Source organism: Nocardia sp. alder85J, assembly GCF_020176955.2.
GTDB lineage: Bacteria > Actinomycetota > Actinomycetes > Mycobacteriales > Mycobacteriaceae > Nocardia.
The window spans coordinates 764,902-789,358 of the sequence record NZ_JAIUCZ020000003.1 but is presented as its reverse complement, the minus strand read 5'-3'; the positions used below and the strand labels follow the sequence as shown (position 1 = coordinate 789,358).

General features: G+C 67.5%; 20 protein-coding genes. 13 read left to right on the top strand and 7 right to left on the bottom strand.

The annotated features are described in order from the left end of the window. The first annotated feature begins 294 nt into the window (after positions 1 to 294). From LBW94_RS14790 to LBW94_RS14770, 5 genes are all read left to right on the top strand, one after another. On the top strand, positions 295 to 1,203 hold the full coding sequence (locus LBW94_RS14790) for a type II secretion system F family protein (protein WP_225061619.1): 909 nt from the start codon (positions 295 to 297) through the stop codon (positions 1,201 to 1,203). Beyond that, on the top strand, positions 1,200 to 1,796 hold the full coding sequence (locus LBW94_RS14785) for a type II secretion system F family protein (protein WP_225061620.1): 597 nt from the start codon (positions 1,200 to 1,202) through the stop codon (positions 1,794 to 1,796). Before LBW94_RS14790 ends, LBW94_RS14785 begins: the two co-directional genes overlap by 4 nt. Before the next feature lie 69 nt (positions 1,797 to 1,865). Next, positions 1,866 to 2,066 (top strand): DUF4244 domain-containing protein, encoded by a 201-nt coding sequence (locus tag LBW94_RS14780; protein WP_225061636.1) that lies wholly within the window; start codon positions 1,866 to 1,868, stop codon positions 2,064 to 2,066. A gap of 230 nt (positions 2,067 to 2,296) precedes the next feature. Next, on the top strand, positions 2,297 to 2,605 hold the full coding sequence (locus LBW94_RS14775) for a TadE family type IV pilus minor pilin (RefSeq protein WP_323137863.1): 309 nt from the start codon (positions 2,297 to 2,299) through the stop codon (positions 2,603 to 2,605). Beyond that, positions 2,602 to 2,973, top strand: coding sequence for an Rv3654c family TadE-like protein (locus tag LBW94_RS14770; RefSeq protein WP_225061621.1), 372 nt, complete (start codon positions 2,602 to 2,604; stop codon positions 2,971 to 2,973). Before LBW94_RS14775 ends, LBW94_RS14770 begins: the two co-directional genes overlap by 4 nt. Positions 2,974 to 3,282: 309 nt before the next feature. Here LBW94_RS14770 and LBW94_RS14765 read toward each other — a convergent pair whose 3' ends face one another. Next, on the bottom strand, positions 3,283 to 5,694 hold the full coding sequence (locus LBW94_RS14765; protein ID WP_225061622.1) for a DEAD/DEAH box helicase: 2,412 nt from the start codon (positions 5,692 to 5,694) through the stop codon (positions 3,283 to 3,285). A gap of 436 nt (positions 5,695 to 6,130) precedes the next feature. On the opposite strand from LBW94_RS14765, the gene LBW94_RS14760 reads away from it, so the two are divergent. From LBW94_RS14760 to LBW94_RS14725, 8 genes are all read left to right on the top strand, one after another. Beyond that, positions 6,131 to 6,337: a cold-shock protein gene (locus LBW94_RS14760; protein ID WP_019044597.1), complete on the top strand. Its 207-nt coding sequence runs from the start codon at positions 6,131 to 6,133 to the stop codon at positions 6,335 to 6,337. Between the two features lie 335 nt (positions 6,338 to 6,672). Continuing rightward, positions 6,673 to 9,528, top strand: a complete 2,856-nt coding sequence (topA, locus tag LBW94_RS14755; RefSeq protein WP_225061638.1) for a type I DNA topoisomerase — start codon at positions 6,673 to 6,675, stop codon at positions 9,526 to 9,528. A gap of 102 nt (positions 9,529 to 9,630) precedes the next feature. Further along, positions 9,631 to 10,140: a DinB family protein gene (locus tag LBW94_RS14750; protein ID WP_225061623.1), complete on the top strand. Its 510-nt coding sequence runs from the start codon at positions 9,631 to 9,633 to the stop codon at positions 10,138 to 10,140. A 232-nt stretch (positions 10,141 to 10,372) separates the two neighbouring features. Then, positions 10,373 to 11,581 carry a DNA polymerase III subunit delta' gene (locus LBW94_RS14745; protein WP_225061624.1) on the top strand — a complete coding sequence of 403 codons (1,209 nt, stop codon included), beginning with the start codon at positions 10,373 to 10,375 and terminating at the stop codon, positions 11,579 to 11,581. 689 nt (positions 11,582 to 12,270) lie between these two features. Beyond that, a complete protein-coding gene (locus tag LBW94_RS14740) occupies positions 12,271 to 13,908 on the top strand; it encodes a LacI family DNA-binding transcriptional regulator (RefSeq protein ID WP_225061625.1) in 1,638 nt (545 codons plus the stop codon). A 225-nt stretch (positions 13,909 to 14,133) separates the two neighbouring features. Then, positions 14,134 to 14,550 (top strand): hypothetical protein, encoded by a 417-nt coding sequence (locus tag LBW94_RS14735; RefSeq protein ID WP_225061626.1) that lies wholly within the window; start codon positions 14,134 to 14,136, stop codon positions 14,548 to 14,550. Between the two features lie 146 nt (positions 14,551 to 14,696). Continuing rightward, positions 14,697 to 14,861: a hypothetical protein gene (locus LBW94_RS14730; RefSeq protein WP_225061627.1), complete on the top strand. Its 165-nt coding sequence runs from the start codon at positions 14,697 to 14,699 to the stop codon at positions 14,859 to 14,861. A 39-nt stretch (positions 14,862 to 14,900) separates the two neighbouring features. Further along, the gene (locus LBW94_RS14725; RefSeq protein ID WP_225061628.1) at positions 14,901 to 15,110 is read left to right on the top strand and encodes a hypothetical protein; all 210 of its coding nucleotides are present in this window, start codon (positions 14,901 to 14,903) and stop codon (positions 15,108 to 15,110) included. 6 nt (positions 15,111 to 15,116) lie between these two features. Here the strand turns inward: LBW94_RS14725 and LBW94_RS14720 are convergent. The 6 genes from LBW94_RS14720 to LBW94_RS14695 all read right to left on the bottom strand — a co-directional run bounded on the left by LBW94_RS14720 (position 15,117) and on the right by LBW94_RS14695 (position 23,985). Continuing rightward, a protein-coding gene (locus LBW94_RS14720; RefSeq protein ID WP_266271045.1) for an IS3 family transposase occupies positions 15,117 to 16,282 on the bottom strand; the annotation gives its coding sequence in 2 pieces (ribosomal slippage) (positions 15,117 to 15,995 and positions 15,998 to 16,282; 1,164 coding nt in all). Between the two features lie 979 nt (positions 16,283 to 17,261). Next, entirely contained in the window at positions 17,262 to 19,712 is a 2,451-nt protein-coding gene (locus tag LBW94_RS14715) for a hypothetical protein (RefSeq protein WP_225062721.1), read from the bottom strand. A gap of 139 nt (positions 19,713 to 19,851) precedes the next feature. Further along, complete coding sequence (locus LBW94_RS14710; RefSeq protein WP_225062720.1) at positions 19,852 to 20,556, bottom strand: hypothetical protein; 705 nt, start codon at positions 20,554 to 20,556, stop codon at positions 19,852 to 19,854. Positions 20,557 to 20,874: 318 nt separating this feature from the next. Continuing rightward, a complete protein-coding gene (locus tag LBW94_RS14705; protein ID WP_225062719.1) occupies positions 20,875 to 21,201 on the bottom strand; it encodes a hypothetical protein in 327 nt (108 codons plus the stop codon). Between the two features lie 236 nt (positions 21,202 to 21,437). Beyond that, positions 21,438 to 22,841 (bottom strand): P-loop NTPase fold protein, encoded by a 1,404-nt coding sequence (locus LBW94_RS14700; RefSeq protein WP_225062718.1) that lies wholly within the window; start codon positions 22,839 to 22,841, stop codon positions 21,438 to 21,440. After that, positions 22,814 to 23,985 (bottom strand): IS3 family transposase gene (locus LBW94_RS14695; protein WP_416276885.1). Its coding sequence is split into 2 segments (ribosomal slippage): positions 22,814 to 23,733 and positions 23,733 to 23,985, totalling 1,173 coding nucleotides; the frame shifts between segments, so codons are not numbered across the junction. The genes LBW94_RS14700 and LBW94_RS14695 overlap by 28 nt, the downstream gene beginning before the upstream one ends. Positions 23,986 to 24,457 lie beyond the last annotated feature (472 nt).

Genomic DNA, 24,457 nt, shown 5'->3' with positions numbered 1-24,457 from the left:
CACGTATCGGCGGCGCCTTCCACTCGATGGGCTCGATCGACCGAGAGTGGTTCTGTACCAGCCGTGTTCGCACTCATGGCTCCGGTGTCGCGGACTCGGGCCGCCGGTATCGCCCGGCACCCGAAGCTCCGGGCCTTGTTCGTGCGCTCGGCGGTCGTCGTCGCCGCTCGGCCTGCCGAAGGTGGTGGTGCGAAACGCAGGACCGTTGCGGGTTCGGGCCCGTTGTTGCGGTTTGCCCGGTGCGCTGATGCGGCCGGATTCGGTTCGAAGCCTGGGATGTTCGTCCGTTCGGTGATGGCGAGCTCGGCTCGGCCCGCCGGTTTCGCCGGGTACAGCTCGGAGCGGCGGGTGCTCGTGGAGCAGGTGGGTGTCCTTCCGCTCTGGGCTGCCGGGCCGATCGGTTCCGGGCCGAAGGTGTGGGCGATGGTCCTGTGTGCGGCCGCGCTGCTGGCCTGGCCGGGGACGCGGTCGCGGCGACGGCTGTTCCGGTTGCTGGGGGAGCGGCAGTTGGTGCGAAAAGTCCCTTATCAGTGGCTGTTTCGCATCGCCGCCGGTGTCGTGTTGGTGGCTGCGGGAGCCGGAGGTGTCGGCCTCTTGATGGCGGTCTGCCTGATCGGCGCAATGGCTGGGGTACGAGTGCGGCGCGCCCGGCGGGTACGACTGCACGATCGCGAGTGCCGGGTGTTGTCCGAGGGGCTGGAGGCCGTGATCGGCGAGCTTCGGGTGGGCACGCACCCGGCTGCGGCAGCCGCGACAGCCGCGGCCGAGCTCTCCGGAGTGACCGGACGGGCACTGACGGTCGGGGCCGCGCGCGGGCGGCTCGGCGGCTCCGTGGCGGACGGATTGATCTCTCCCGGAACGGTTCTCGCGGACGAGCTGGGCCGGATCGCGATGGCGTGGCGGCTGGCCGAGCAGCACGGACTGGCGCTCGTCGAGTTGCTGTCGGCGGCCCGATCCGACCTGTCCGGCCGGATGCGTTTCCGGGAGGGAGCGACGGCCGAACTGGCCGGCGTCCGTGCCACCGCCGCCGTACTCTCCGCGCTGCCCCTGCTGGGACTCGCGCTCGGGGAGTTGATGGGCGCCGATCCCCTCGGGGTGCTGTTCGGTCCGGGTGTGGGAGCCGTGCTGCTTCCCCTGGGCACCGCGCTCGCTTGTGCGGGGCTGTGGTGGACGGACACGATCACCGACGGGGTGTCGCGATGACGGCTGCGGTCTCGGTGGGCCTGCTGGCCATCACGGTGCTGCTGCTCCCGGGCGGCGGTGTCGCCGCCGGCCGGTTGCGGCTCCTGCTCATGAGAACCCTTCCCGTGAGTGGGAATCCGGCCGTACCGGACCGTGCCGACCCGCTCGCCACCGCGGCCGTACTCGATCTGCTGGCCGCGTGTCTGCGATCGGGACTGCCGGTCGCGGCGGCCGCCCGGGCCGTCGCGGGAGCGGCGGGCGGTCCGTTGGCCTCGCCGCTGCGCCGGGCGGCGGATCTACTGGCACTCGGCGCCGACCCGGTCGCCGCATGGGAGCGGGCCGCCGCCGACGCCCGCTCCGACGAATTGCGAACGCTGGCACGGTTGATACGGCGCTCGGCGCGCTCGGGCGCGGCGCTGGCCGAGGCCGTGGCGGAGGTGGCGCAGGGATGCCGTGCGGCGGCGACCGATGCGGCCACGGCCCGAGCCGCCCGCGCGGGCACGCTGGTCGCCGGCCCGCTCGGGCTGTGCTTCCTGCCCGCCTTCGTCTGCCTCGGCATCGTGCCGGTGGTGATCGGACTGGCCGATCGGGTGCTCGGTGGTGGACTCCCGTGATCGGTGCGGGAACGTGGCACGGACCGGCCGTGCCCACCGGAGAGGAAGGGGAGATCCATGCGATCGACGATGGGAGCGCTGCTGCGCGAGTTGCGGATTCGGTCGGCGACGGCGCTGGTGGACGACGCGGGGATGAGCACGGTCGAGTACGCGATCGGCACCGTCGCCGCTGCCGCCTTCGGCGCGGTGCTCTACACGGTGGTCACCGGCGACAACATCGTCAGCGCCTTGACCAAGATCATCGACCGGGCCTTGAACGCCGTGCCCTGAGGCGCTCGCGCGATCTCGGCACTGCCGCCGATACGGCTGTGCGGCGGCGTTTCGGTCGTATCGGGCGGGGTATCGCCCTGCTGGTTCGGTGTCGCGACGAGGTGTGGTCGGTCGTCCGATCCTCGAGGTGGCGGTCCGGCGGCCCTGCTCCGGGTCTGTCGGGTTCCCGCCGTGCGCAGTCGGTGGCCCGTCGGCGGTCGCCGGGTGGCGGGGAAAGGGGTGCGGTCACGGTGGAGGCGGCGATCGCGTTGGCCGCGTTGGTGGCTGTGGTGGTGATGTGCCTGGGTGGGCTGCTGGCCGCTGTGACGCAGGTGCGGTGTGTGGATGCCGCCCGGGAGGCGGCACGGCTGGCTGCCCGTGGCGCGGAGGGGGAGGCCGTGGCGGCGGCGCGGCGGGTCGCGCCGCCGGGGGCGGAGGTGGCGGTGCGGGTCGACGGTGATCGGGTGACCGCGACGGTGACGGCGCGTACGCCGCTGCTGCCGCGACTGTCGTTGCGTGCCGGGGCCTTCGCGGTGCGGGAGCCGGAGGTGTCGCGATGAGCGGCGGGGCGGGCGGTGAGGACGGCGTCGCCAGCGTCGCCGGGTGCCTCGCGGTGGTGGCGCTGCTGGCGGTCACCGTGTCGATCGGTCAGATCGGGGTGGTGATCGTGGTGCGGCACCGGGCGCAGTCGGCCGCCGACCTGAGCGCGCTGGCGGCGGCCGGGGCATTGGACGGTGGTGTCGCGGCGGGTTGTGCGCGCGCCGGGACGATCGCCGGGCACGCGGGATTTCGCCTTCTCGAGTGTGCGGTTGTGGATTGGGATGTAACGGTGACCGTCGAGTCGGAGGTCTCACTTGCGACATTCGGGTCACGCCGGGTTCGAGCCAGTGCCCGTGCCGGACCGGCAGGTCCTTACGGACCTGAATGAATACCGAACGGTTGGTGGTGGCGGCTTTAAGTGAGTGGTGACACGGACCTTCGCGGTATCGTGGAAATTGCCGAAATTAAGTCCCCATTATTGGTGTGCCGCTCAATTGCGCAGCTCGACTCCGGCGCCATTCCCAAGGCTCTCAGGTTCGCTGCAATTTCACCCGAGCAATGAAGTAGTTAACATGATGGATTTCCTTTTTATTCTGCCCTTATGACATCCGTACGGCACGACGACGCGGCCGAAACCGGTCCGCGCGACTCGCCGTGCCCCGATCACGACACGGCGGACGCTACGACGACCGGGGTGTCACGGTTCGACAACCGGCGCGTTATCCACCGTCGTGGCCAGGTTTTCGCTGGTCCCGAGCTCGGCGAGCACGGCGGACAGCAGCGCGGCGGCGCCCGCCTTGTCCAGCGGGTGGTTGCCGTTGCCGCACTTCGGCGACTGCACACAGGACGGACACCCGCTCGGGCAGCCACACGATTCGATGGCCTCGAGCGTGGCCGTCAGCCAGGTGCGCAGCGCGGCGAACCCGCGTTCGGCGAACCCGGCCCCACCGGCGTGGCCGTCGTAGACGAACACGGTGGGCAGGCCGGTGTCCGGATGTTCGGCCGTCGACACGCCGCCGATGTCCCAGCGGTCGCAGCTCGCGACCAGCGGCAACATGCCGATGGCGGCATGTTCGGCGGCGTGCAGGGCGCCGGGCAGCCGGCGCGCGTCGAGGCCCGCCCGGGTCAGCAGGCGCGGGGTGACCGTGTACAGCACCGCACGGGTGGGCAGCGTCTGCTCCGGCAGTTCGAGATCCACCAGGTCCAGTACCTCGCCGGTGGGCAGCGTGCGCAGGTAGGCGACCACCTGCCGGGAGACCCGGACGCGTGCCAGCGCGGCGGTGACCTCGCCGAATCGTCGCTCGGTGGTCACGTCGACGATCCCGATCGAGGTCACCGTCCGGGGGCTGGTCGACCAGCCGGGCTGGTCGGCGTGCACGAAGGCCACCCCGGCCGCCAGGTCGAGTTCGTCGACCACGTAGGTCTCGCCCTGGTGCAGATGCACCGCACCGGGGTGCAGGGTGGCCGGCGCCCGGCCCGCGTCGGCGGTGCCGAGCAGGCGCCCGGTCTCCTCGTCGACGATGGCCACCGGCGTGCCGATGCCGCCGCGCACGTCGACCGCGTCGTGCGGCTGCTCGGTGGTGGTGGCATACCAGCGACCCGGGCCGCGGCCGGTGACCCGGCGCCGGATCAGGCCGTCGGCGGCGAGTTCCGCGGCCAGCTCACCGGCGCCCAGTTCGGCCACCTCGAGGTCGGTCAGCGGATGCTCCAGCGCAGCGCAGACCAGGTGCGGGCCCAGCACGTACGGGTTGCGCGGGTCGGTGATCGTGGCCTCCACGGGCCGGCCGAGCAGGGCCTGAGGGTGGTGGATCAGGTAGGTGTCCAGCGGGTCGTCCCGGGCCACCAGCACCACCAGCGAGCCCTGGGTCCGCCGGCCCGCCCGCCCGGCCTGCTGCCAGAACGAGGCCACGGTCCCTGGGAAACCGGCGATCACCACCGCGTCCAGCCCGGCGATGTCCACGCCCAGCTCCAGCGCGGTGGTCGTGGCGGCCCCCAGCAGCGTGCCGTCGTTGAGCGCCGACTCGAGCTCACGCCGGTCGTCGGCGAGATATCCGGCGCGGTACGCGGCCACCCGGCCGGCCAGTGCCGGGTCGATCTCGGCGAGCAGGCGGCGGGCGTCGATCGCGACGGTCTCGGCGGCCCGGCGGGACCGGACGAAGGTCAGTGTGCGGGCGCCCTCCGCGACCAGGTCGGTCATGATCCGTGCGGCCTCCGACGCCGCAGGCCGGCGCACCGGAGCGCCGTTCTCGCCGCTGAGGGCGGGCAGCAGCGGGGGCTCCCACAGCGCGACCGTGCGCGCCCCGGCCGGGGAGCCGTCCTCGGTGACGGCGACGCACCGGGCGCCGATCAGTTCGGTCGCGGCGGCGGCCGGTTCGGCGGTGGTGGCCGAGCACAGCACGAAGACCGGATCGGCGCCGTAATGGGCGGCCAGCCGCCGCAACCGGCGCAGGATCAGCGCCACGTTCGAGCCGAAAACTCCCCGGTAGGCGTGGCATTCGTCGACGACGACATAGCGCAGCCGGCGCAGCACCCGGGCCCAGCGCTGATGTGATCGCAGGATGCCCGCGTGCAGCATGTCGGGGTTGGTGAAGATCCACCGGGCGTTCGCGCGCACCCACTGCCGGATCTCGGCGGGCGTGTCGCCATCGTAGGTCGCGGGGTGGATGTCGCGCAGCGCGCCGTCGTGGGTGAGCGCCGCGGTGGCGCGCAGCTGATCGGCGCCGAGCGCCTTGGTCGGGGCCAGATACAACGCCGTGGCCTGCGGGTCCCGGTGCAGATCGGTGAGTACCGGCAGCTGGTATCCCAGCGATTTGCCGGATGCCGTGCCGGAACACACCACCACGTGCCGGCCGGTAACGGCGAGCTCGGCCGTGCGCGCCTGGTGTGACCAGGGCGTGACCACGCCGTTCGCCTGGAATGCCGCGATCACCTCCGGCGGCGCCCAGTCCGGCCAGTCCACGACCTGCGCGGATCGTGCCGGAAGCTCGGCGAGATGGGTCAACCGGGCGGCTCCGTCGGGCACCGCGGTCAGGACGCGGTCCAGCAACGAACGGCCGTAACCGGCGGCCGGGTCCGGTGTCGTGGCGGGTGCCGGGCCGGTCGGGTTCATCCGACCGTGATCGCGACACGCTGAAGAACTGTGAACCATGTGTGTGGTGTGTGCCCTACCTGCTATTTCACTACCGAGTAGCGATCTGTATCACACGCCCATTGCCTGACGCCAACCCGGTTATCGCAAAGCAAACCTACCTTGAGTACGGATTTGAGCATTCGAGCCCTCACCTGCGCATTCGCAAGATCATCTTTTTTGCAAATTGTCGGTAACTCGACTGTTGAATTGCTCGGAGACATGGTTCACTGGTTCCTGGTCGCAAGCTTCTGTGTTCGAGGGAACGGATCCAAAGTCCAACACCATCAGCAGGATCGATGTTGCGAACGGTGTGCTTGATGCTTCCTGCAGGGGGAACAGAGTACAGCGGTCGGAACGGGCCCGGTGGACGAACCTAACTAGTCTGCCGTTCCGGTATGGAAAGAGAAGGAACAGAATGGCACAGGGAACTGTGAAGTGGTTCAATGCGGAGAAGGGTTTCGGCTTCATCGCGCCCGAGGACGGCTCCGCTGACGTCTTCGTTCACTACTCCGAGATCCAGGGGACGGGCTTCCGCACCCTCGAGGAGAACCAGAAGGTCGAGTTCGAGGTCGGCCAGGGCACCAAGGGCCCGCAGGCCACCGGAGTTCGTGCGCTCAGCTGAGCGGTAACCCAACAGGTCCGGAAGGTTACGTCCCTCACCGCCCCACCGCGGTGGGGGACGAGCCGTTTTCGGGCCCAGTACACTCGATCGCGAACGGGGCATCGCCTCGCGCCCATCGACCGGCGCGGCGATCCGCGAACCCACTGCGTCGGGGGCGCGGCTGTGAAACACGGTATAAACGTCTCTGGCGGGGATAACTTCCTCCGCCGCTTGCCCCAGCCGCGCGCTACGCCCCTGTGCCGCGCGGGTCGACAGGAAAGGTGTGTTCGCCGGTGGCAACACGAGACCGCAACGCCTCAGCAGGGCCCGATCAGGGTCGTCACGTGCGTCGTCTCGTGATTGTCGAGTCGCCTACCAAGGCCAAGAAGATCGCTCCGTATCTCGGCCGCGGCTACACCGTCGAGGCATCCGTCGGGCACATCCGCGATCTGCCGCGCGGCGCGGCGGACGTGCCCGCCAAATACAAGGGGCAGTCCTGGGCGCGCCTCGGCGTCGACGTCGACAACGACTTCGAGCCGATCTACGTCGTCAGCCCGGAGAAGAGGAGCAAGGTCACCGAGCTCAAGCGGCTGCTCGAGGACGCCGACGAGCTCTACCTCGCCACCGACCCCGACCGCGAGGGCGAGGCCATCGCGTGGCACCTGCTGGAGACCCTGAAGCCCAAGGTCCCGGTACGGCGCATGGTGTTTCACGAGATCACCGAGCCGGCCATCCGGGCCGCCGCCGCCGACACCCGTGAGCTGGACAACGATCTGGTCGACGCGCAGGAGACCCGGCGCATCCTGGACCGGCTGTACGGCTACGAGGTCAGCCCCGTGCTGTGGAAGAAGGTCATGCCGCGGTTGTCGGCGGGCCGGGTGCAGTCGGTGGCGACGCGCATCATCGTGCAGCGCGAGCGGGAGCGCATGGCGTTCCGTTCGGCCGAATACTGGGACATCGCAGCCAAATTCGAGACCGAGGGCGGTGCGGCCGATGCCGCCAATCCGCGCAGCTTCGGCGCCCGGCTGGTCACCGTCGACGGCGCCCGGGTCGCGGGCGGCCGTGATTTCGGCGCCGACGGAAAATTGAAGACCACCGGTGTGACCGTGCTGGATGAGGCGCATGCCCGCCGGTTGGCGGAGGCGCTGGCGGGCGCGGACTTCCGGGTCTCCTCGGTCGAGTCCAAGCCGTACACCCGTAAGCCCTACGCGCCGTTCATGACATCCACGCTGCAACAGGAGGCCGCGCGCAAGCTGCGCTTCACCTCGGAGCGGACCATGCGGGTCGCGCAGCGGTTGTACGAGAACGGCTACATCACCTACATGCGTACCGACTCGACCACCTTGTCGGAGTCGGCCATCGCCGCCGCCCGCGCCCAGGCCACCCAGTTGTACGGGGCCGACCATGTGCATCCGACACCGCGGCAGTACAACCGCAAGGTCAAGAACGCGCAGGAGGCGCACGAGGCCATCCGGCCCGCGGGCGACACCTTCGCCACGCCAGGGCAGTTGCACGCCCGGCTGGATCAGGACGAGTTCCGGCTCTACGAGCTGATCTGGCAGCGTACGGTCGCCTCGCAGATGGCCGACGCCCGTGGCACCACCCTCACCGTGCGGATCACCGGCCACGCCGGTACCGGTGAGGAATGCGTGTTCTCGGTCTCCGGCCGCACCATCACGTTCGCCGGATTCCTCAAGGCGTACGTGGAGAGCGTCGACGAGGATTCCGGTGGCCAGTCCGACGACGCCGAATCGCGGCTGCCCACCCTCGCGGAGGGGCAGGGCGTCACCGCCTCGGAACTCACCCCGGACGGGCACACCACCAATCCGCCGCCGCGCTACAACGAGGCCTCACTGGTCAAGTCGCTGGAAGAACTGGGCATCGGCCGTCCGTCGACCTACGCGTCGATCATCAAGACCATCCTCGACCGCGGTTACGTGTACAAGCGCGGCAACGCGCTGGTGCCGTCGTGGGTCGCCTTCGCCGTGGTCGGACTGCTGGAGGAGTATTTCGGCCGGCTGGTCGACTTCGACTTCACCGCGGCCATGGAAGACGATCTGGACGCCATCGCCGGCGGCCGGGAGCAGCGCGGAAACTGGTTGTCCGGCTTCTACTTCGGCGGTGACAACGGCGTCGAGGGTTCGGTGGCGCGCTCGGGCGGCCTGAAGAAGATGGTGGGCCAGCAACTCGACGACATCGACGCGCGCGAGGTCAACTCCATCAAGCTGTTCGCCGACGACCAGGACCGCGATGTGGTCGTGCGGGTCGGCCGCTACGGCCCGTACCTGGAGCGGATGGTCACCTCCCCGGACGATCCGGACGGCACTCCGGTGTCGCAGCGGGCCAACCTGCCCGACGATCTGCCGCCGGACGAGCTGACCCCCGAGGTCGCGGAGAAGCTGTTCGCCACCCCGCAGGAGGGCCGCTCGCTCGGTGTGGATCCGGCGTCCGGGCACGAGATCGTCGCCAAGGAGGGCCGATTCGGGCCCTACGTCACCGAGATCCTGCCGGAGCCGGTGGCCGATCCGGATGCCAAGAGCACCGCGAAGAAGTCCGCCGCCAAGGCGCCGAAGCCGCGTACCGGATCGCTGTTCAAGTCCATGGACCTGTCCACCATCACCCTCGACGACGCCCTGAAACTGCTGTCCTTGCCGCGCGTCGTCGGCGCGGATCCGGCCTCCGGTGAGGAGATCACCGCGCAGAACGGCCGGTACGGCCCGTATCTGAAGAAGGGCACCGACTCCCGCTCGCTGGCCGCCGAGGATCAGATCTTCACCGTCACGCTGGACGAGGCGTTGCAGATCTACTCCGAGCCGAAGCGCCGCGGCCGGCAGGCCTCCAGTGCGGCCCCGCTGCGTGAGCTGGGCGCCGATTCTGCCACCGGGAAGCCGATGGTGATCAAGGACGGCCGCTTCGGACCGTATGTGACCGACGGTGAGACCAATGCCAGCCTGCGCAAGGGCGACGAGGTCGAGTCCATCACCGACGAGCGCGCGTCGGAGCTGCTGGCCGAGCGCCGGGCCAAGGCGCCGGTGAAGCGGCCGGCGAAGAAGGCCGTCAAGAAGGCGACCAAGACCGTGGCCAAGAAGGCCGCCGCGAAGACGGCGGTGAAGAAGACTGCCGCGACGGCCAAGGCGGCGGCGACCACCACCGTCCGCAAGACCGCCGCCAAGAAGGCGGTCGCGAAGAAGGCCGCGGCCGCCAAGAAGTAGGTCCGTCGCCTCGATCGGCGGAAATCGGACGCAGTCCGATTTCTGTCGGTGTCCTGCCGTACCGTGCCTGCCATCGGAGCCCGCTCGAGCGGAAGGACCGCGATGGCCGTCGACACCGAACGCGAAGAATTGATCACCATGCTGGCGAGTCAGCGTGAACTGTTCCGCATCACGTTGCGCGGGATCGAGGATGATCAGGCCCGGCAGCGGACCACCGTGAGTGAGTTGACCCTCGGCGGTCTGCTCAATCACGTCGTCAACGTCGAACGGCACTGGTGCACCGTCATCGTCGAACAGGACGAGACGGCGAAATTCGATGTGTCCCGGATGGATTCGGAGTATCGCCTCGGTCCCGAGCAGACCGTGGCGGAACTGCTGGCCGGTTGGGAGGAGGTGGCCCTGGAGACGACGAAGCTGATCCGCGATCTGGACAGCCTCGACACCGCCATCCCGCTGCCCACCGCGCCCTGGGCACCCGAAAGGCAATGGTGGACCGTGCGATTCACGCTGCTCCACATCCTCCGCGAGATCGCCCACCACTCCGGCCACGCGGACATCATCCGCGAGTCGCTCGACGGCGCCAACACCACGTACCAACGCGCCTCGCAATGAAGGCAATTGCGGCCGAGGGCGGCGGAACCCGCTGTTGTCGAGCCGATTCGGGCGTGCCACCGATGGCCGCCTCGAATCCGTTCGGCGGCAACGGTTTCCACCACCGCCAGGACGCTTTGCGAAGTTTGCGAGTCTATCCGGTGTGATTCCGGCCGCACCGCCGACCGGCGGGGCGAGCCCGGACACCGACGGCGAACGTTCGCTGTCGGTGGCGGACGTTAGGGTGTACGTCGTGGCGGGAGTCTTCGATCGGCTGGTCGGCCAGGATGCGGTCGAGTCCGAACTGGCCGCTGCCGCGGTTGCCGCGCGCAGCGGGGAGTCGTCGTCGGCCATGACGCATTCCTGGCTGTTCACCGGGCCGCCCGGCTCCGGCCGGTCCGTCGCCGCCCTGTGCTTCGCGGCCGCCCTCCAGTGCACCGATCCGGGCATCCCCGGCTGCGGGCACTGCCATGCCTGCACCACCACCATGGCGGGTACCCACGGCGACGTGCGGCGGGTCGTTCCCGAAGGGTTGTCCATCGGCACCAAGGAGATGCGCGAGATCGTGCAGGTCGCCGCCCGGCGGCCCACCACCGGCCGCTGGCAGGTGGTGCTGGTCGAAGATGCCGACCGCCTGACCGAAGCGGCCGGCAACGTCCTGCTCAAGGTGGTCGAGGAGCCGCCGGAACGCACGGTGTTCCTGCTCTGCGCGCCCTCGGTCGACCCGGAGGACATCTCGGTGACGCTGCGCTCTCGGTGCCGGCACGTGCACCTGGTGACCCCGTCCGTTCCCTCGATAGCGCAGGTATTGCGAGACCGCGACGGACTCGACGGCAAGACGGCCGCGTGGGCGGCCTCGGTCAGCGGCGGCCATGTCGGCCGGGCCCGCCGGCTCGCCACCGACGAGGAGGCCCGCACCCGGCGCACACGCGCCCTGGCCTTGGTCACGGCCACCGCCCGCCCCGGCGCCGCCTACGCCGCGGCCGACGAACTGGTCAAATCCGCCGAGGAGGAGGCCAAACAGGTCAGCGCCGTCCGCGACGAGCGCGAGCGCGAGGAACTGGCCACCGCCCTCGGCGCCGGCGGCACCGGCAAGGGCACCGCCGCCGCCACCCGGGGTTCGGCGGGCGCCCTGAAGGATCTGGAGCGCCGCCAGAAATCCCGGGCCACCCGCACCGGCCGCGACGCCCTCGACCGCGCCCTCATCGATGTCGCCGGTCTCTACCGCGACGCTCTGGCGGTCCGTCTCCGCGCCACCACCCCCGCCGCCGCGGGTGTCGCCCTGACCCACCCCGACCTCCCCGACCAGATCCGCGACCTCGCCGCCGAGGTCCGCCCCGAGGGCCTGCTGCGCTCGATCGAGGCGGTCCTCGCCTGCCGCGAGGCTCTCGACCAGAACGTCAAGCCTCGCTTCGCCGTCGCCGCCATGGTCGCCACCATGATCGCCGCCCGTGCCGCCTGACCATCCCCGCTGCGCACCCGACCACCCGTTTTCCCAAACCGGCCGGGAGACGATAGACTCGCAGCGCCGGAAGGCACGCCGCCTTAGCTCAGTCGGTAGAGCGCTTCACTCGTAACTACGAATACCGTTGCCCGGTAATCTGATTCATTTTCGTCCCGGCAGTGGTCTGTGCGGAGTGACTGCGGTCCTGTCTATCAGCGTATTCCATCATCTACCTGCGGGGACCCGCTGTCTTCCCGAGTAGTCGGAAGTGGTCTCGTTGTTCGAATCCTCGCGTGCCCTACAGGCTGGTTCGGTGGGGTTCGGCCGGATTCGGCGGGTTTCGGTAGGCAACTTTTTGCCGAAATCGTGCCGGATTTCGATGGATCGGAACCGGATCGGCTGTCCTGGTGGTTACCGAGCAGCGACAGGATGCGGAGAACCGTGAAATTCGTCGCCATTCAACGGCGTGTCGCGCCGCGTGTCGCGAGGAGAGGGGGTCCTGCCTCGATGCGGAGCGTGTTGCGCAGTGGGAGATCCTGTAGATAGTCTGGCCCGGCTATCGCAGTACTGCTGGTGTATCTCACCGCAGGCGTCGGAGGGCTTGATCGGCGCGAATCAGACCTTGCCGGCCCCGAACAGGGGTGTCGGCTGGTCGGTCTCAGTCCTTTCCGTGCCGTTTCGGCGCGCGATGCCAGGAGTCCACCTGAATGCCTGCTATCAGCCGAGGGCACTACCACGAGGCCCGGTTCAAGATTGCGCCCGGCGACTACCGGACCATCTACGACGAGAATGGTAAGCCGGTCCGATACGCGACCAAGAAACTGGCTCAGGCCGCCTGCCTGGAGGCTGAGATCGAGTATCGGCTCCTCGGCACGGTCGGGTCGGTGGCCGTGGCCCGGTCCGTCTCGCCTCCCGCGGCGCCTGCCGTCTCCGCGGCGCCGTCGATGTCCGTAGTGCCGTACACCATGCCGTCGATTCCCGACCCCGGCGATCAGAGGTTCGAGGAGTATGCCGAGGGGTGGCTGGACGATCAGGATCTGGCAGATTCCACGGTCTGCAACTACGAAAGCTACATCCAGTGTCATCTGTTGCCGACCTTCGGTCCGATGCCGTTGAAGGACATCACGCGGAAGGCTGTCGCCGAGTGGGAGAAGGCGTTGCGTGCGGCAGGGTACGCGAGGGACAGCATCACCTCCTATCGGGCTGTGCTGCATGTGATCTTGGAGGATGCGGTCGAGGCCGGGAAGATTCCGGTGAACACGGCGCGTCGGAGGCGAAACCGCGGCCGCCGTGCGGGAAGAAGATCGAATCGCGCGACCGAGAAGGTGATCACCGATGCCCTGGGGGCTTTGTTGATTGCCGAGAGAGCGGCGTTGCTGTCAGGCCGGGATGACGAGTTCGTAGCGGTGATCCTGAAGTTCTACACCGGCATGCGGCTCGGAGAACTTGTCGGCCTGGAAGCCCGGTACGTCACCGATCATCGCGTTCGTGTCGAGTGGCAGCTCACCGAGATCGCCGGGAAACTCGTCAAGTGCGAGCCCAAGAACGGTTCTCGGCGGGATATCCACCTGCCGGATCCGTTGTGGCGTCTGCTGGTCGGATTCATGGAACGCACACCGAGACCGCCCTGTGACTGCCATCAACTCAGTTACGTCTTCCGTGGTCAGGCCAAACGGCGTAGCCGACGCAGTGCCAGCGGCGTCACCCAGCGGATGCTAGCCGACCGTGCAGAGGTGACCCTCAGCACTGTATCGCTGGTGCTGCGTGGTTGTGCGAACGTATCCGACTTGACCCGGCAGCGGGTCTTGCGGGCCGTGGCGGAGTTGGGTTACACCAAGCCGAGTGCGGGTGCCGGGGCCGGGCATTGGCGGCGTTCGGGCTTCTACGCCTGGCTGTACACCCCGGCAGTGTCGGGCTGGTATCCGCCCCGCGGGAAGAATTCGCCGGCACGCCCAGTTCCGGTGAGCGCCAAAGATTTTCCCGGCGTGCCGGTGCGTGGGCGTAATGCGTCCGGCCGGGCCGACGCGTGTTGGATGCCGATCGCGAATGGTATGACGCCACACGGGAACCGGCATTCGCACCGGACTCTGATGGAGGAGCTGGGGACGCCGCAAAAGCTGATCAACGCCCGGATCGGCCACGAGGACTCGTCGGTCCAATCGCGGTACACGCACGTCACGAAGACGATGGTCGACAAGCTGATGGACGACCTGACCAGGGTGTGGACTGATGCCCTCGATCGGCGGCTGGCGATGTCGCACAGATCCCCGGTGGCGGTGCTGAACGGGCTGTTACTCGAGCGCGCCGAAAGACTACGGCAGGACGATCTAGCGACGGCCGCGTAGGCGAGCGGCCCGCAGAAACGGGCTGGTGGCAACACCAGCACCGCGCTGCGGGCCGACTCAACCACATGGACGGTGTTCTGGGCACAGTTGCCCGCGCTGATGCTCATCGCGGCAGTCATCGTCGCATTGCGACGCGCCCACAAAAGCAGACGTACCACGAGTTTTCGAGTCCTTCGCTGCCGCCTTCGGCCGCCGGCCGCGCCTACCGGCTGCCGAGGAGGCAGAATGACCCGCCGCCGACGCTACGTCCACGACCACCTGGCCGATCAGGTCGCCGATGACTTCCTCACCGCCGATCTCCAGCTCGTGCTGCTCGATCTGACCCGGGGCGACCGGGAACTCGTCGAAACCATCCTCCGGTTCGAACCCAGCCGCCGCGACATCGAAGTGCTGGGCAGCATCCTGCGCGGGGTGCGGTTAGACGAGCGCCACCGCGCCCGGCTGGCACCGTACCTGGGCAATGAAGTCGGGGAACAGCCCGGTCGATGCCCGGTGTGCCTCAAAGAGCTGGAACAGAACCGGCGCGGCCGTCCCCTGAGGTACTGCAGCAAGAGCTGCCGCCAGAAGGCCCACTACTACCGCCGTCGGCGGAAGACGAGGGCTACCCCAATCGAGGCCGTCGCCAAGGCTATTGCCCGATAACGAAGGTTATCGGGCAACTACCCGCGCGGTAGGCGGAGTTCGAGGCTGCGCCGACGGCGGGCTGGCGGATCACCGTCGACGCGGGCCTGTCGTCGATCCGGATCGCGGGCCCGGCCGGGCTGGGAGAGGTTGGCGAAGGCGAGCTGGTGTCCGGTCCGCAGTGGCGCTGCGCGGTCGAGCGCGATTTGCGTGACCGCGGCGGTCTGCTGGTGGTGACCGGGACCGCGCGGAGCACGGATCCGTATGCGGCGCTGAAAATGATGGAGCAGGACCGCGCTGTGTGGGTCCGGACGGCCGCGCGGACCCGCTGACTCGCGGCCGGAGCCTCGTACATCGCCAGACCCCCGTTCGTGCTCAACGACCAGTGCTGGTTACAAAGCTTTGTAGGTGGTGATGGCGAGCAGGATCAGCGTGAGAGTGCTGCCGAATCCGATGCCACCGGCGCAGATGGTTCTGGCGAGGGAAGCGCCGTCGGTGTGGGTGAGCAGTCCGGCGGTAAGTGCGACAACGGTCGCGGCCAGGACAGCGGCGGTGAACGGGGCTGCTGCATGATCGGGTGACAGTGGTTAGGCAGCCTGTCGGGCTGCTGGGGACATGATGGTTTCGTATTCGATCGGGGTCAACCGGCCCAGGCGGGCCTGCCGGCGGCGCCGGTGGTAGGTGCGTTCGATCCAGGTCACTATCGCGATCCGCAACTGCTCGCGGGTGTCCCAGCGCTGCCGGTCCAGGACATTGTGTTGCAGGAGGCTGAAGAAGCTCTCCATGGCCGCGTTGTCACCGGCGGCGCCGACTCTGCCCATGGATCCGGTCATGTGAAATCTGTTGAGCGCGTGCACAAATCGTCTCGAACGAAACTGGCTGCCGCGGCCGGTGTACAGCACACAGCCGGCCACATCACCACGGCGGGCTACCGCGTTGGCCAACGCGGCCACCGCCAACTGCGACTTCATCCGGGAATCGATGGAATAGCCGACGATCCGGTTGGAGAACACGTCCTTGACCGCACAGAGATACAGCTTCCCTTCACTGGTGTGATGTTCGGTAATATCGCTGAGCCACAAGCGATTCGGGGCATCGGCGGTGAAGTTCCGCCGCACCGGGTCGTCGTGGACCGGCGGGCCGGGCTTCCCGTTCTTGCCGCGCCGGCGTTTCCCGAACACACTCCACCACCGGTTGCCCGAGCAGATCCGCCACGCGGTCCGGCCGGCCATCGCCACACCCGCGGCTCTGGCTTCGCCGGCGAGGAACCGGTACCCGAACTCCGGATCGTCACGATGCGCATCGAACAACACGTTCGCCCGATACGCCGCAATCCCCTCGGCTACGGTCACCGGTGCGGCCAGCCACCGATAGTAAGGCCGGCGAGCGAGCTGAAGAACCCGGCACGTCACCGCCACGGGAATCCCTTCGGCGGCAAGCTCTTTCACGAGCGGGTAGAGCCTTTTCCCGGTATTTGGGCCTGCGACAGATACGCCGCCGCACGCCGCAGGACCTCGTTCTCCTGCTCCAGCAACCGGATCCGCCGCCGCGCGTCCCGCAACTCCGCGGACTCGCTACACGTGGCCCCGGGCCGGTTCCCGTCGTCGATCCCGGCCTGGCGCATCCACTTCGACAGCGTCATCGGATGAACCCCGAAATCCGCGGCTACCTGTTCCAGCGTGACTCCGTCGTCGCGGTTGCGAGCAACCCGCACCACATCGTCGCGGAACTCCTTCGGATACGGCTTCGGCACTGTGACATCCTCTCAGGCCAGCCTCCCGGCAAGCCATGTCGATGTCACCTATCCGTGCAGCAGCCCCTCAGGACCGGACTGGTCCACCAGTGGGTCACTACCAGTCCACAACCGTTGCAGCAGTGGTTAACCCATCTACCTGACATACATCCTGACGATGCGCCCGGTCTCGCCGCCGCCATCTGCACCTACGCGCAGGGGCCAATCAGGCGCAGGCGGAATTCCGAGTGCGGTTCCCCAGCACTGCGTGGGTCGTCGTTCACGCGGTATGGACCAGGCTCACCGCAGGCGACGCACCCCAGGCGATGCTCGACCTGCAGGTCGCTGCACCCGCTCCCACCGCCTCGCAGCGTTCCATCGAGGCAAAGAACAACCGATGATGTTGCGGCTACGCATTATTCGCACCCCGGATGGCTGGATCGTCCGCAGCTCCCATCCTTTTCCGCTGCGGGTCGGGCGCTACCCCATCAGCCCGCTCGCGCGCATCCTCCACTTTGTCCGGACTTTCGGGAAGCGCTGGCCATGACCGACTTTGGCGTTGCTGCAACACATTCGGCCCCAGCGGTTCCATCGATCCAGGCGTTGATCACGGCGGCGCTCACCACACGCGAGCAGGTGCTGGTAGTTCGTGACGAGGATCGCCGGCCCCGCAACGTCCTCGTGCTCGACCCCGGCCTCGTCGGAAGGTGCTGACCTCACCGGATGTCAGTGTTCTCACCGGGCCGAAGGCATGGTTCCGGGACCAGGTCGCGAACGGGCTGCTGGTCGCCGAAGGCGCCGATTGGCGCCGGCAGCGCAGTATCCTCACCCCACCGTTCACCGACACTGAGCGGTTGACCCAGGTCACTACCGAATGTGTCACCGAGGCCGCCGACCTGCTCGCCGACCACGCTGTCCGGACAGCACAGGTGGTCGATGAATGTCGGCCCTACGCACGTGCATCAGCGACGTCCGTCCGAGCTGCCGTCCGCCTCGAACCTTATTGCAAGGAAAGAACTTTCGCGGTGACCATGCCCGGGATGTCCAGTCCGGCCAGCATGCGGATTACCGGCGGCCCGATAGGGGGCCAGCCGAACGCTGCGGCTACTTCGCGGATGCTGGTTTCAGTACCTGGCGTCCAATTCGCCGCCGATGTTGCGAAAATGAGTTCGTCCGCTTCCAACCACACTGCGGCCTGGCACTTCTTCCGGATCTCTTTGGCTCGTTCGTTGGTGTTCTTCCCGTTCAGTTGAGCGGCACTCTTGGCTTCACCGATGGAGAGGATGCCGTCGCGGTAGGCGATCAGATCCAGCTCAACCTGGGCTCTGCCGTTGCCTACGAATTCGATTTCGGCGAGGTCTTGGTAGGCCGAGTGCGAGTTGCTTGTCCGGGCCAGATGGGCAGCGAGGGCGATGGGAACCTCGCCGTGGTCGGCGAGCAGTTGCCTGCCGACAGGGTGCAGGTCGTAGAACCAACATGGCTCCTGTAGAGGCAGGTTCCAGGCCGGTTGATCGAGATCGTTGCCGGCGTCACACCGTTCACACGTCCACCGCTGCCCGAGCCGGTCGATCGGCTGGAACTGGAGCTCGGTACACACCTGGCACTCCAGCACCAGCCCACGGCGGATGACCCCCGCACGCAGCGCTGTATCAAGGTCGCGCCGGACCTGTTCTTTGCTGCTCGCCGTGGACCAGGTCGCGAAACCGGCGAAGTTGAGGACACCGTAGCCGGCTCTGATCCGCACTCCTTCGTCCTGCGGGTAGCAGTCCTTCGAACGTTTGCCTCTCGCGTCCATTTTGCGCAGCGCAGGCAGCAACGGGCCAGCGAGCAGATCCATGACCGCGTGCCGATCCCCGAACATTCGTGCCAGCTGCGCTGTCTTGTGCCCCGCCGAACTCAGTCGGCTGGTGAGGTCGTGCTGCGCCAGCTTCGCGTCGACCCACGCAGCGAGGCTGAGATCGCGGAGTCTGGGCTGCGCCAGGGTATCGGCCGCCGGGATACCTGGGAGGACGAGGTCGTGCCGCCTCGACGGGTACGACGTGCCGTATCGGCCGCTGCGGGCCAGTGTCACCGCCAGCCCGTTCGAGGGTGCCAGCAACTCGCGGCCGGTCATCCCGCCACCGAGCACCGATCGGTCATCGGGCCAGGTGATATCGACATGCCACGTGATGTGAAGGTGCCTGGCGAGCACTCGATCGTGCAGCAGTGGCGACGGCAGCGGTGTCAGCATCGTCCTGGTCCCGGTGGGGTCGACTTCCGTCGGGACGCTGAGCGGTTCGTCGAATTGCTCACCGATCCCGAGGTGCACGGTAGCGCGGCGCGGCCAGACCAGTTCCCCGGCCGGCAGCACCTTGCCGACGCCGTCGGCCTCGTCACCGAACCATGTACCGGCCTCTGCCCGGAGGCGTTCCAGGACCCGGGCGAGGTCATCGCCCGGCAGGGATGTGGAGGTGACGGTGACCGTTGCTCCGGTGGAGCGGATGGTGCTGTAGGTGGTGACCACACTCTGCATCACCGAGGCCGCGGGAAGACCGTCTTCGTCGGCGCCCAGTACGCTCGGCAACCAGATACCCTGCCCGTAGGTGTGCTGCCACAGACGCGCCAGGGCGAAGTCCTCGGCCGAATCACCCACCACCACCAGTATCTCCGGCGACGAATCACCGAACCTCGAGACACCGATCAAACCGGAGGTCGTGTAATCCCAGGCGCGACCGATATCGGACAGATTCGCGCCGTCGAGTGGAAGCCGGGCCAGGGATTCAGGAGGCAGCGAACCGGTACCCATCATCCAGCGGGTCAGCCGGCGTCGCGTAGCGTCGTCGACCTCGGGTTCCACCGCCGCGGGATTCGGTGCGTCGACAAGACCCGCGTGAGACGCCACCGCGACACCCAGCAAGCCACCCCAATTCGGCGGGCACTGCGCGCAATTCACCACAGCCAGACCTGGCATGAGGTTCACATCGGGGAAGTCTTCAGGCTGCTGACCGAAGTGCCGGACGATATCGCCACCGTCACCGGCACCCTTGTAGGGCGAGCACACCGCAGCGATCTGATCCCTGGCCTGCCGATCGCTGTCGGTGTGCGTATCCCACCAGATGTTGTCCCCCGCCAACGCCTCCCAACGGTCGCGGCCGGCCAGCGGCAGCCCGTCCTCCCCTGTCATCTGAAAATGGTCCGGCAGAAAGTATTCGAAGTCCACCAGTTCCTGACGGAACGTCACGACATGGTCCGGATCGTAGGTCCGGCAGGCACGCAGCAATGCCGGTGCAACGTGCCCGTCCTGGTGCGGTACCAGGACGAACCCCCTCCCTCCCCACGTCCTGCTCGCCAGGTACAGAGCCCGTCGAGCCCAGTACGACCAGTTCTGCCCGCCGTCGAACACGATCACGACGCGCGCACTGCGAAGCCCCCGCCGCACGGTGGAATAGGTGACGGCTGTCTCAGAACCCATCCAGCTACCTAACCACACCGCCATCATCGAGCGGCGAGCGAGCCGAACAACCCTGTACGCCGGAACATCACGCCGCGGACCGACGAACGACATCCGGGTCGACCCACTCGAAGCTATTCCTACACTTGGATATTCTCATCTATTCACATATCTGGCTGGCGTCGCGCTGGCCGCATCGACGACCCGAGGTTGCGCTGCTGAGCCGCGGCGGGTTGCTGGGGCCGGTCGAACCAGTGGTCGATGTGAGTTGAGGTTTTCGGAACCTGCCGCCGTTGACGTATGCGCCCGATCTCGCCCGGACATCACACCGCGTGCCGCCGACAAGGGGTTCACCGGAGGGATATTCAATTTCCGTAGAGGTTGATGGCAGCTCCAGCGGGGAGCCCGAGCGATTTTCGTGTCTCGTCGATGAAGTGTCGGCGGCTCTCTTTCTGGCGCAACCGCAGTGCCTCCCAATCCGATTCCGGGCCTGTGGTGGCGGAGTCGAACGCTGCTTGGGCCACGCCGTGGTCGGCGGCGTGTAGCTTTTCTGCCGCGCTGACGACCCCGGCCGGGCGATCAGTCGAAGGCGGGTCAGTCGCTCGGTCTGCAGGCGATGTGCCTCATCGGAGTCATTCTTGGTGCGCGCCAACGCTTCCGGATCAGTGTCGTCGGTGCTGAGCGACCGTGCTTTCGGTCCACCGGTGGCGAAACTGGCACCGAGGAAATCGACGTAGGCCTCGATGAGCGCCTCCCGCAGCCACCGGCGATGATCCCTGCGTCCGGACAGATAAAGGGTCGCGCTTGAGAGCACGGCAGCCATCGACGCGGCAACAGCACTCAAGATGGCCGGGAACTGGGTCATGCCGTCAATCTCCTGAATTCTCACGGCGATTCATCTCGGCACCTCAATGAGGTCGTCACTCGTTCGGTCGGCATCGCCTGACCCGAATCCGTTATCGGCCTTCTGTCGAGGGCAGGTCGGGATGCGAGGCGAGGTGGTGGGTTTTCTGCAGACTGGTTGAGATGCGGCCGACGGGGAAGCACAGCCGTCCGACCGAGATGATCCAGCACTGCCACGCCTCGAGCTGGTCCGGTAGGTCGATACCGGCGGTGGTGGCGCGGGCGTGGAGGGTGTCGAGTCCGGTGAGCAGGGTCGTCCAGGACAGCGCTTCGCGGTGCGTCAGGTGGGCGTCTGCGGCGTTGGACCAGGATCCGTTGGTGTGCTGGGGAAGCAGGCTCGCGCGGAAGGCGCTCCAGCGGTGCAGCCGGCAGGAGGCGCGTGTAGTCCGGTCAGCAGGGCGGGGCCGAGGTGGGGGAAGCCGGTGAGTGCGGCAAGCAGGACCATCGCGGGCAGGCGGGTGTCGTCGGTGTTGACGCCGGTGTGAATGCGTTGGATGGCCGAAAACAGGCCGTAGCTGTTGGTGAGGCGTTTGACCGAGCGCGGTGTGGGGATCAACGGCGGGCCGAGCCAGCTCATCACCGCGATTTCGGTGTCGCTGAGCGTCATCGGCGCAAGGTGATGGACAACCGGTGGTGACGGCAGTGGCACCGGGGCGGGGTTGAACAATGCTTGCCCCGGCCGCACAGGTTCCGATGCCTCGGTGGACGCCACGGGAGGGGGATCCTGTGCCGTGATGGGCCGCAGTTGTGGTTCACGGGACGTGGCACCGGCTGGTACGGCGGCGCCAGGGGGTGCGGGCGGTGGGCCGGGCCGATCGTCGGGAATGCCGACCTGGGCGTTGATCATGGCGCGGTAGCCGGTGTCGTCCAGGGGTGGCAGGGTGAGGGTGATCTGGAAGATCTTGTCCAGGTACTGAGCTGGGGTGGAAGCCCAGTGACCGTCGCCGTCGGGGTCCACCAGCGGTGCCCCCGCGCCGTCGACGGTCGCGGTGTCGGGCCGGTGGTGAGCATGTCGTGGTAGTGGACGGCGATCGCGCGCAGCATCCAGCGTGGGTCGACGGCGACGACGACCACGAACAGTGGGAGCGCGAGCATGAGATGGACAGCTTCTAGCAGCTGGACCACCCTGGCGGGTGGGCAGCGGTCGAGATCGTCGATGTAGACGATGATCCAATCGATCGCCGGCAACTCGTCCACCTCCATAGGTGTCGTGCCGGATTCGTCGCCGGGGTCAGGATCCGGGCGGCGGGCGGCGGCGTCGAGCAGGAGGGCGGACATGGCTTCGAAGTCCTCGCGGATGCGGGTCATCAAGCCCAGATTCTGGCGGTAGCTGCCGTCTGCCGACCGGTCGGTGACCAGCCCCGCGAGCCGGCCCGCGGCGGTGAGGTCGCGTTTCTCCCGCAGCAGTTCTTGTAACCGGGCACGGCTTTGGTCGAGCCGGTCGTCGAGTTCGTCGGCGCGGCGTTCGCGGTCGGTGTTCACCGCTTCCAGCAGATCCCGTATCGCTGCGGTGTAGTCGCGGGTGTGGAGATATATCCACTGCACCACCAGGATCACCCCGGCGCCGCCGCCGAGTGCGCCGCTGGCGTGCAGCCAGTCCTGGGCGCGGAGCGCGCCCACGACCGCGGCGACCACGACCAGCAGTTGGATGGTGCCGCGCAGCCAGCCGGCCTGGACACGCAGTCCGGTGATGGCGCGGATCTGGTTACGCCAGGTGCGAGGCGCCGCGGCGTCGATTTTCTCGGCCAATGGCTCGGTGACCTCGCCGGCGACCTGTTTGGTGTAGCCGAACAAGACCCGTCGCCAGGTGGCGAGTTCGGCGCGCCACCCGCGCAACCGGTCGGCCCGGTGTTCGAGGTCGGTGATGCGCTCGCGGATCGCGGTGATCTGGGGGTCGAGTTTGCGGCGCGCGATCAGCTCCGCGTCCAGTTGCGCCATCTGCCGCGGGATGGGGTCGCTGTCGTCGATCGGGTCGGCCAGCTGATGAAACAGCACCGCCACGAGACTGGCCCACAGGTCGGTCTCGGCGTAGTGCCAGGCGTTGAAGGAGACCTGCCGTACATACCGGAACCCCAGCGGGCTGCGCGCCGCCACCGGGACCTGGGCTCGCACCAACTCCAGGAATTGGCTTTTCCCTTCGCCCCATTGGCCGAACAAGCCGATCGCCAACGGCAACGTTGAGGGGCGGGAAAGTTCTCGGACAGTGAGATTTTGACTTCTCAGGCTGCTCGATTCCGCTCGAACCATCCGGACTCTACTTCGTTGGGTGTTCGGTAGTCAATCCCGGAATGGATCCGAATCTGATTGTACCGCAATTCGATATAGCTGATGATGTCCTTCCTCGCGTGTTCGCGTGTGGGATACTGGGTGCGGTTCACGCGCTCGTTCTTCAGGGTTCCGTTGAACGATTCCGCCCAGGCATTGTCGTAGCATGATCCTGTCCGGCCTACGGACCGGCGGGCACCGAGTTCATCGGCTACCGAAGCGAATTCGGCAGAAACGTATTGCGCTCCCCGGTCGCTGTGGAAGATGGTTTCGCCGGGAATGAACGGCAGATTCCGGGCCGCCATGCGCAGGGCGTCGGCAACCAGTTCGGTGCGCATGTGCTCGGCCATCGCATATCCGACCACCTTCTTCGAATAGCAGTCCAGCACGGTTGCCAGATAGAGCCATCCCTCCCACGTGCGGATATAGGTGATATCGCCGACCAGTTTGCGTGCCGGCGCCTCGGCGGTGAAGTCGCGGTGCACCAGGTCCGGCAGCTGCGCGGCATCGCCGGCAAGGGTGGTGATCGGCCTGAACGGTCGCGGCTGACACGGCATCAGGCCCAGCTCGCGCATGATCACACGCACGGTGCCACAATCCGCGATCGTGCCCCAGCGGGCCAGCTGGGCATGGATACGCCGGTAGCCGTAGGTGCCGTCGGAATGCTCGAAACAGAACTGGACCTCCGCGGCGAGGATCTCACGATTCCGGGCGGTGGCCGACGGTCCACGGCCATGCCACGCGTAATACCCGGACCGCGAAACCTTCGCCCACCGGCACATAGCCACGACTGAATGATTGCCTTCTTCGGAGGCGATGAACGCGTACTTCGAGCTCACCGGTGCTTCTTCGCGAAGAAGGCCACCGATTTTCCCAAGAAGCGGTTCTCCTCTTCCAGTTCCCGGACCCGCCGCTCCAACTCCTTCAACCGCGCCCGCTCGGAAACCGACAAACCGGAATCGCCGGTATGCGCGCTCCGGAAGTCTTTCACCCAATTCCGGATCGTCTGCCCGGTCACCCCGCAGTCACGCGCGACATCCTCGATCGCACGCGACTTCTCCACCACTTCCCGCGCGGCCGTCTCCCGGAACTCCGGGCTGAACTGACGCGACTTCTTCTGTGCCACAACAACTCCGTTCAGTTACCCAAATCCTACTTTGAGCCACTGTCCGAAAAACTCCGGGCACCTCAGCTGACTGGGGCGGGGAAGTAGTTGATTTAAGTGTTGTGGTCGCCGATCGCGCCAATGGTCGCGCCTTCGGCGTGCATGACCCGGGACCGGTCACCGGCGACCGCGGTCCCACCGAAGGCTCCGCCACCGGTGTCGATCGTGATCGACCAGTTGCCCGGTGTGTGCAGGTCGCGACCGGCTGGATGGTGGTGTTGCCGCCACCGGTCACCGTCGCGGTCTGCTCGCCCACGGTGGCCAGCGGCAGGATCACAGCATCTCGGCGGCCGAACAAGCCCGCGGTCCAGCAGTCGACCGCATCCCAGGTCGTGGTGCCGGGGCGAACATCCGGACGATGACTTCGAGATGGACGCGGCTGGCACGGTGATTGGTGCGATTGGCACCCACAACCGGGTACATGTCCACCCTC